The sequence below is a fragment of the Mesorhizobium sp. M0960 genome (genome assembly GCF_040319055.1).
GTDB lineage: Bacteria > Pseudomonadota > Alphaproteobacteria > Rhizobiales > Rhizobiaceae > Mesorhizobium.
In genome coordinates this window covers 101,272-109,641 of sequence record NZ_JAMYNN010000019.1, presented here as the reverse complement: position 1 = coordinate 109,641, position 8,370 = coordinate 101,272, and the positions used below count along the sequence as shown (strand labels likewise).

Annotated in this window: 5 protein-coding genes; 1 reads left to right on the top strand and 4 read right to left on the bottom strand. The window is 64.1% G+C overall.

The genetic code is table 11. The features are described from left to right. Positions 1 to 27: 27 nt before the first annotated feature. Together NKH63_RS26095 and NKH63_RS26090 are read right to left on the bottom strand one after the other, a co-directional pair. The gene (locus NKH63_RS26095) at positions 28 to 1,344 is read right to left on the bottom strand and encodes an NAD(P)H-dependent oxidoreductase (protein WP_352791931.1); all 1,317 of its coding nucleotides are present in this window, start codon (positions 1,342 to 1,344) and stop codon (positions 28 to 30) included. 99 nt (positions 1,345 to 1,443) lie between these two features. Further along, on the bottom strand, positions 1,444 to 5,289 hold the full coding sequence (locus NKH63_RS26090) for a caspase family protein (protein WP_352919242.1): 3,846 nt from the start codon (positions 5,287 to 5,289) through the stop codon (positions 1,444 to 1,446). A 222-nt stretch (positions 5,290 to 5,511) separates the two neighbouring features. Between NKH63_RS26090 and NKH63_RS26085 the strand changes: the two genes are divergently transcribed. After that, entirely contained in the window at positions 5,512 to 6,393 is an 882-nt protein-coding gene (locus tag NKH63_RS26085) for a YihY/virulence factor BrkB family protein (RefSeq protein WP_023719423.1), read from the top strand. 114 nt (positions 6,394 to 6,507) lie between these two features. Here the strand turns inward: NKH63_RS26085 and NKH63_RS26080 are convergent, their stop codons facing one another. Both NKH63_RS26080 and NKH63_RS26075 read right to left on the bottom strand, forming a co-directional pair. Next, positions 6,508 to 7,269 carry a glutamine amidotransferase gene (locus NKH63_RS26080; RefSeq protein ID WP_352919239.1) on the bottom strand — a complete coding sequence of 254 codons (762 nt, stop codon included), beginning with the start codon at positions 7,267 to 7,269 and terminating at the stop codon, positions 6,508 to 6,510. Between the two features lie 86 nt (positions 7,270 to 7,355). After that, positions 7,356 to 8,357 carry a rhamnose ABC transporter substrate-binding protein gene (locus NKH63_RS26075; RefSeq protein ID WP_352919237.1) on the bottom strand — a complete coding sequence of 334 codons (1,002 nt, stop codon included), beginning with the start codon at positions 8,355 to 8,357 and terminating at the stop codon, positions 7,356 to 7,358. Positions 8,358 to 8,370: the final 13 nt, after the last annotated feature.

Here is an 8,370-nt window from a genome sequence, read left to right as displayed (position 1 = left end):
GCCGACGTCAAAGTTTCTGCACCGCACCTAACCCGCCCCATACAGCATCTCGTCCTGCAGCCGGCGCAAGGCGAATAGCCTGGTCGTCGGGTCGGGCGCGGCATTGTCGGCGGTGAGCAATTCGCCTTTCCTCACCGGTTTCAGCACCTTGCCGCCTTCGAGCAGGCCGACGGGCACGGCGTGGTGGGCGCGAGCCTCCTCGACGGTCATGGTCCAGGAGCGGTAGCAGGTCTCGCCGATCGCGTCGAACGTCTCGCCTGCCGCCAGATCGCGCTTGGCCACGGCGCAGACCTCGGCCACCGGCCTCGGCAGCGGCACCATGTCGGGCTTGCCGTAAAGCGCGATACGGGCGGCCGTCAGCGGCACTTCCAGCGAGGTAAGATGGTAGGGCCTGAAGAAGCTGTAATAGGGGCCGTGGCCGATATGCAGATCGTCCATGCGCTCGATGATCCGCGGATGAGTCGCCTCGACGATGACGAAGACACCGGGCGCCACGCCCTTGCCGACGGTATAGTCGACAACGCCCTTCTTCGACAGGATGCCGCCCTGCTCGCGCGGGATCAGCACCTTGACCAGCTCGTCACGGTCGGCCTTGGGGCCGTGCATGCCGGGAACGTCGGGTACCAGCCCAGTGGCGTTGGCGATGGCGCACATCTCGACCATGGTTTTCGAGCCGTCGACGAACTCGACCAGCATGCGCGGATTCATGTTGCGGCGCAGCGCTTCCGCGCGGTAGTCGTCGGGAACGGCGTCGTGGTTGAGAGGGTTGTTCTTGCCCTTGCCGGCGGAGACGATGGTGTAGCCGAGCGCCGAGGCGAACTCGATCAGCTCCATGCAGCTCGACGGCTCGTCGCCGGCGCCGACCGAATAGACGACGCCGAGCCGGTCGGCCTGCTGCTTGAGGTAGCAGCCAATAGTGACGTCGGCCTCGACATTCATCATCACCAGATGCTTGCCGTGCTGCATCGCCATCAGGTCGAAATCGGCGGCGACGCCGGGCTTGCCGGTGGCATCGATGACAACATCGATGAGCGGATTGGTGACCAGCATCTCGTTCGAGGTGATTGCGATCTTGCCGCTCTCGATCGCCTGGCTGACCTTCGAAGCGCTGTCCGCTTCGGCTGCCATCGCCTCGTCGCCATAGGCGATGCGGATGGCGTCACGCGCTGTATGCGGCCGGCGGGTCGAAATCGCGCAAACCGAAATGCCCGGCATCAGCATGCCTTGTGTCACCAGATCGGTGCCCATCTCGCCCGAACCGATGACACCGATGCGCACCGGGCGGCCTTCCGCCGCGCGCTTGGCAAGATCCCGGGCAAGCCCAGTCAAGGCGACATTGGTCATGCTGGAAACGTCCACTGCTTTTTTGATTTGAAGCGGGAATAGCAGGGAACGGCAACCCTTTGCCAATCGAAACCGGTCGCGGCCACCTTTTCCTGTGCGCTATTGCAATTCGGCCAGCAACGCTTGTGCCTCGGCAAGGTTCTTTGCGGAGCCGGCGGCAAGGTCGTCCATCTTGCCATCCCGAAAGATGACGAGCGCATGCTGGCAGGCGGCTATCGCTTCCTCGGCCATTGCCTTCTGCTTGCGAGCAGCACCCAGATCGGTAAGCACGTCGCACAGGCTGTCCTCGGTGAACGCAATGCCCGGCACCGAACCGATCTTCTTCTGCACGGCGATGGCCTCGCGCAGGATCGGCACCGCCTCCTCGATTTTGGCGACGTCGTTTTCGGCGCGGCCGGCGAGCGTCAGCTGATAGCCGATCTCGTTTTGCAGGCTCGCCCAGCGCTCGGGGTCGCGGTCGCGGTCGACCTGGTCTGCCAACGCCCGATTGACGGCGACCGCCTCGTGGAACAAAGCCGGCGAAGGCTCTTTCGCGCCGATCATGCCAAGCACATTGGCCAGGCTTGCCTGCGTGCTGGCCCAACGTTCGGGGGCGCGGTCGCGCGTGCGCACGCTCTGGATCGAACGATAGATGCCGGCCGAACGCTTCAGCAGGGCAACGTCGTCGCGCCAGTAGCCCAGCGTCGAAAGCGCGCTGGCCAGATTGGTCTGGTTGCGCAGCCATTCGTCGGCATCCCTGTCGCGGCTTATCACCGTCAGTGCCGCCTCATAGGCCTGGACAGACTTGGCCATGGCGTCCGGGTCGGAACTGGCGTTTGCCTGCATCATGCGGGCATTGCCGAGGTCGCCTTCGACCGAAGCCCAGAGCGAGCGGTCGGGCAGCGTGGCATAGACGGCCAGTGCCTTTTCATGCGCGGCCGCCGCCTTCTGGTAGAGCGACGGGTCATTGGCGCTGCCGGCAAGGTAGTAATAGGCGCTGCCGAGTTCGTTCTGCAGCTGGGCGTGATCTTCCGGCACCGTGGCGAGGTCGTAGAAGGGCAGCGCCGCTTCAAGCGCCGTCGCCGACTGGCGGAAGGCTTCACCGTCCTGCGTGCGGTCGCCCAGCAACAGGAGCACATGGCCGAGACCCCATTGCGTTGCCGCCCAGGCGTCGGGGTCGCTGTCGCGGCTCTGCACTTCGAGCGCCGCGCGATAGGCCGCCGCCGAGCGCTGGAGCGCCTCGTCCGAGCCGCCATCGGCCTTGCCGAGCATGGAAAGTGCTGCACCCAGCCGGTACTGCGTCTTCGCCCAGTCCTTCGGGGCGCTCTCCTTGGTTCGCACGGTGAGCGCTGCATCATAGGCGGCGACCGCTTCTTCAAGGACCGCTTTGTCGCGAGCACGGTCGCCCCAGGTCGACAGCGTGTTGCCGAGACTGTGCTCTATTGAGGCGAATTCGAGCGGCGCGGCGGCGACGGTATAGACCTGCGAGGCCTCGCGATAGGCGGACGCCGACTTCCGGAGATAGTCGATGCCGGTGTCCCGATCGCCAAGCGTCGCATAGACCGAGCCCAGATTCTGGTTCAACGAAGCCCAGTCGAGCGGCAGCTTTTCGCGCGGATATTCAGAAAGTGCGGCCTCATAGGCAGCGACCGCCTTGAGCAGTGCGTCATCGCCGTCCTGCCTGGCGCCGAGGCGCTGCAAGGCATTGCCAAGCGTCAACTGGCCGTTTGCCCAGCTCGCCGGCGCGTGCTCGCGCGTCCACACCGTCAGTGCGGCCTCTGCCGCCTTCCGAGCGCGTTGCAGCGTAGCAATGTCGCCATTGATCTGGCCGATCGATTCCAGCGCCGAACTCAAATTGTTCTGGATCGTCGCCCATTGCGCCGGCGCGCGCTCGCGCGTCATTTCCTCCGTCGCCGCCTGATAGGCGGCAACGGCCTGCTCAAGCGTCGGTACGTCTTGTTCACGCTCGCCGAGGCGGAACAAGGCCGCGCCGAGATTGACCTGGCTCAACGCCCAGTCGAGCGGCACGCGCTCCCTGCGGTATTCGGTCAGCGCGGCGCGATGCGCTTCGATGGCGGCGCGAAAGCTGTCGCTGGTGGCTTGGCGCTCACCCAGTTCGGAGAGCACGATGCCGAGATTATTCTCAGTCGCCGCCCATTCGAGCGGCAGCTTTTTCGACACTTGCACCTCGAGCGCCGCGCGGAACGAAGCAACGGCATTGTCGAGCAACGTCGTGCCGTTCTCGCGCTGGCCGAGCCGCCAATAGACGGTGCCGAGATTGCCTAGCGTCGAGGCCCAGTCGTCCGGATTGGCGTCGCGCGTGTAGACGCTCAGCGCCTGATCGAAGGCGGCTGCCGCTTTGTCGAGGTCTTCGCGGCCGGCCTCGCGCTCGCCCAGCGTCGACAGTGTGGTGGCGAGATTGTTTTGCGTGGCCGCCCATTGCCGCGGGCTGTTTTCGCGCGACACATAGGTCAGCGCCTTTTCATAGGCAGCGACCGCCTGCACCAGAAAGGCGTTGTCGCCCGAGAAAGAACCATGCGCGGAGAGCGCCTGGGCCTCGGCTGCCTTGTAGAACCAGGCTTCATGGTCGTCCCATTTCTCGACCTGCTCATAGGCCTTGGCATAGTCCTGGGCTGCCGCCTGATAGCTGAAGGAGATTTCGTAGGTTTTGGCGCTGTCGCCGAAAACCTCGGCAAACTCGAAACGACGCGCCTTGAGATCGGCCTCGGCCTGGTCGACGGTTTTCGACAGTTCGCCAACGCGGGCCTTGGCCTGCTCATGGATTTTCTGCGCTGCTTCGAGCGCGCCTTCCTGCACCGCTTGTTCGGCCAGTTTTGAAAGCCGGACGATTTCCGGATCCTGGCTCTTCAGTGTCGCCTGCTCGGCCAGTACCTGTTTCAGCCGCTCGGTCTGGCCGCGCAGCAATTTGTCGAGCTCGGCCGCATCCCTGGGTGTCTCGGTGCCCAGCGTCTTCAGCATGGCGTAGAGCGCGTCCATCGGTACGCCGCCGTCGCGGGCAATCGTCTCGATCTGGCGGCGTTGCGGGTCGGGCAGCGTCGAAATCGTCAGCAGCAACCGGCGGCGCTCTGAGAGGATCTCGCCTTCCTCGCCTTTCGGCACCTCGGCGGGCGTGCCGAAATAGAGCAGCCGGCGCAGGCTCTCATTGACCCATGGCCGCTGCCGGCCGCCGGTCTTGAGATAGACCTCCTCGCCGACCATGCGCAGCACGGTGCCGAATTCCTCGCCGCCCATCGTGTCGATGTGACGCAATATGGCTGCCGCGTAGGGGCTGTTGCCGTCGGCGGGACCGTCGAGCGCCACCTTGCCGGGCTCGGCGGCAAAGCCGATGACCTGGCCCAGGCTGTCGTCGGCAGAACCGCTGTCGCCAGCCGAACCCTTGGCCGGCGCGCTGTCGTTCAGCGCCACGACGCTGCGCGTTTCGCCGAGGCCGCCGGCGCCGATCGGCTTGCCCGCTTCACCCGGCTTGAGTTTCAAAAGCGTGCCCGGCGGAAACGGGTCGTTGCGGCAGGCATCGAGCAGCACGATGGTGACCGGCACCTTGGCCTTCAGTTCGGCCACGATCGACGACAGCGGGACCAGCTTCTCGCCGGCATCCTCGAGCGCCGCAATGTCGGCATCGACGGGCACCAGGAAATTCTCGCCACCGGCTTCGATGCCGTGGCCGGAATAGTAGATAATGGCGACGTCGGCACCCTCGGCATCGTCGACGAAGCCTTCGAGGTCGCGCCGCAATTTGCGCGCGTCGCGATTGACGGCGACATCGGTTTCGAAGCCGAGCCTGTCGAACATCTCCTCGATGGCGCGGGCGTCGTTTTCCGGATTGGGCAGCTTGCCGACATGCTCATAGTCGGACTGCCCGATGACGAGCGCGACGCCTTTTAGCGCCTTCGGCTCCTCGCCCCGAGCAGGAACCAGCGCGCACAAAAGCAGCGCGGCAAACGCCACGCCTATGCGCCCTGTTGCACCTGGAAACAACATCGCCCACCCCAACCCAGCGTGCAATCTTCCACAGCGCCATGGCATCATGATGGCCGGCGCTTGGCAAGTGTTCGGGCAAGAGGTGTTCTTGTCGTGGCCTGTCGTGCCGCTCCGTTGCGATCTTCGCGCCCCTCCCTCGCCCAGCGCTGCGCCGCCGCTACTTGTTTGTTGACAGCATGCGAGGCCCACATGTGGAATTTGGCAGCAGAGAGCTGGAGGCTCCTCAAGCAGAGCGTCCTCGGCTTCATCGATGACAATGCGCTGAGCCATGGGGCGGCGATAGCTTTTTATGCCACGACCTCGCTTGCGCCGATCCTGCTGATCGTCGTCGCTATCGCCGGCATGGCCTTCGGGCACGAGGCGGCACAACTCGCCCTTTCGGCACAGATCGCCGGCCTGATGGGACCGCAAAGTGCCGAGCTGCTGCAGGCGACGATCGAAAACGCTTCGCAGAAGGAAGCGGGAACCCTTGCCAGCATTCTGGGGCTGGTCACGCTGTTCGTCGCCGCATCCGGCGTGTTCGGCGAAATGCAGCTGGCGCTGAACGAAATCTGGAAAGTCAAACCGAGGGCAGCAACGATCTCACGGCTGGTGCGGGCACGCATTGCAAGCCTGGGCCTGGTCGCCGCTCTCGGTTTCCTGCTCCTGGTGTCCTTGGTTGTAAGCGCCGCGATTTCGGCGCTCGGAGACGTCATCAACGCCTATCTGCCGTTCGGCACTATCATCCTGAGCGCGGTCAACGGGATTGTCTCGTTTGCCCTGATCGCGCTGCTGTTTGCCGCGATTTACAAGGTGCTGCCCGACCGCAGTCTGCAATGGCGCGATGTCGGCCTTGGCGCCGTCGTCACCGGGTTTCTGTTCACCATCGGCAAGTCGCTGATTGGCTGGTATATCGGAACCAGCGCTTTCGCATCGTCGTACGGCGCGGCCGGCGCCCTGCTCGTCGTGCTGTTGTGGGTCTATTATTCGGCCGAGATATTTCTGCTGGGCGCCGAATTCACGCGAGCCTATTCGGTTCGACACGGCAGCCGGTCCGATTTGAAGAACAAGGTGGAATTGCATGACAAATGAGTTCACGCCGAAATTCGACCTGGCCGGCAAGGTGGTGCTGGTCACCGGCGCCTCGCGCGGCATCGGAGGCAGCGGCAGGCGGACTGCAGTGGTCAAACCTGGTGTCCGGCTTTCTCATTCATTGCCGGCGAGCCAATGGACCATGTTCGCCGTCAGTTTTCCGTAGAACGGCCATGCGAGAAAATCCTGCGAGAGCCAATGCGGGCCGATATCGGTTGCCCAGGCAATCGTGCGGCCGCGGCCGTGGCTGCCGACGGCAAGGAGCGGCCAGTCGGTGCCGCGGTGGTGGCAGGTCGCCAGAAGCCGGGATGAACCGTCGCGCCTGAATTCCAGCTTGTTCATGCCGAGGATCGGCGGCAAAGGCCCCTCCACCCCGGAAAAAATCGGATGTGACGGCTGCAGGATGGAGGCCTGCAGGCCTTGCGGCACCTCCATGCCGTCGCAGTAGGGTAGGCAACGGACCGGCAGAACGTCCTCGACCGGGGTGTCGTGGAACCGCGCCGTCCCGAACATGCCCTGAAAGCCCATATAGCCGCCGGCTAGCATCAGCCCGCCGCCACCTTCGACATAGGCCTTGAGCAGATCGAGGCGGTTGACGCCGACACGCCCGGCGCGGGCATCCGGCGTCACCAGCAATGTCAGGGCGCCGACGTCGGAGATCACCACCGCCTGATATTGGGCGAGCCCATCGAGGTCATAGGGAAACTCCGCGCTGCAACGCTCACCGCCGATCTGCGTGACGGCGATGCCCTCAGTGGCCAGCGCGGCATTGAAGGCCGTCGCGCCATTTGTCGAGGTCGCACTTGTAAGCACATCGCTACCGACGGCGACCGACGTCGTCGCCGCAAAGGTTTCGCCCGCAAGCAATATCTTCATTGCCGCCCCCGCACTGTTTTCATTCGAGAGGTTTAGGAAGGGCGCCGGTTGGCCCGGCGCCCCCGCGGAGTTCGAACTCCAAAGGATCAGAACTTGAACTCGGCCAGATTTTCGGGGGTCACGATCTTGGCTGGACCAAGGATCAGTTCGCCGCCGGCGCCAATCGTGTATTCGCCGAGCCTGCCTGCCGTGAACTTCTCACCCTCCTTTCCGGTGATCTTGCACTGCGCAAGCGCCTGGGCCGTCTGGTAGGTAAGATAGCCAAGATCGGTGACGTTCCACCAGATATCCTGGGCCGCCCCGTCCTTGATGTATTTCGAGATCAGAGTAGCCGGCGCGAGGCCGGTCAGCTTGACCTTGCCGATCATGCCCGCCTCCTCGAGCGCACGCGCGGCCGCCGGAAGGCCGATGCCTGCCGGGACGATGATCACCTTGAGATCGGGAAACGCCTGGACCAGCGCCAGCGCCTGCTGCTGGTTGATTTGTTCGCTTTCTTCGCCATAGGCCACCTGCACCAGCTTCATTTTGGAGAACTTCGGCTCGGCAGCCATCTTCGCCTTCATGAACTCGATCCAGGCGTTCTGGTTGGTCGCCGTCGGCGTCGACGACAGGATCGCGAATTCGCCTTCACCGCCGCTGAGGGCGAATGCACTTTCCAGCATCATCTCGGCGAGACTGTCGCCCTTGACCTGATTGACAAATGCCGCGCGGGCCTCGGCGGCCACATCGGAGTCATACGAAATCACCCTGACGCCCTGCTGAACGGCGCGCTTCAGGGCCGGCGCGACGGCATTGGCGTCGTTGCCGGCAATTGCGATGACCCCGACCTTCTGCGACACGAGGCTGTTGATGAATTCGATTTGCGCCTCGGCGGTCGCCTGCGATGGGGCGACCTGGGTAGCGGTGCCGCCAATTTCCTTGGCTGCCTCTTGTGCGCCTCCAAAAGCCACTTTGAAGTAGGGGTCTGTGTCGAGCTTGGGCAGGAAACCGACCGTTACGGGTTCCTTGGCGCATTCCTGGCTGAAGGCCAGCGAGGTTGGCGCGAGCAGAACCGCGGATGCGAGCAGGGCTAATCTAAACGCTTTCATTGTGACTCCTCCG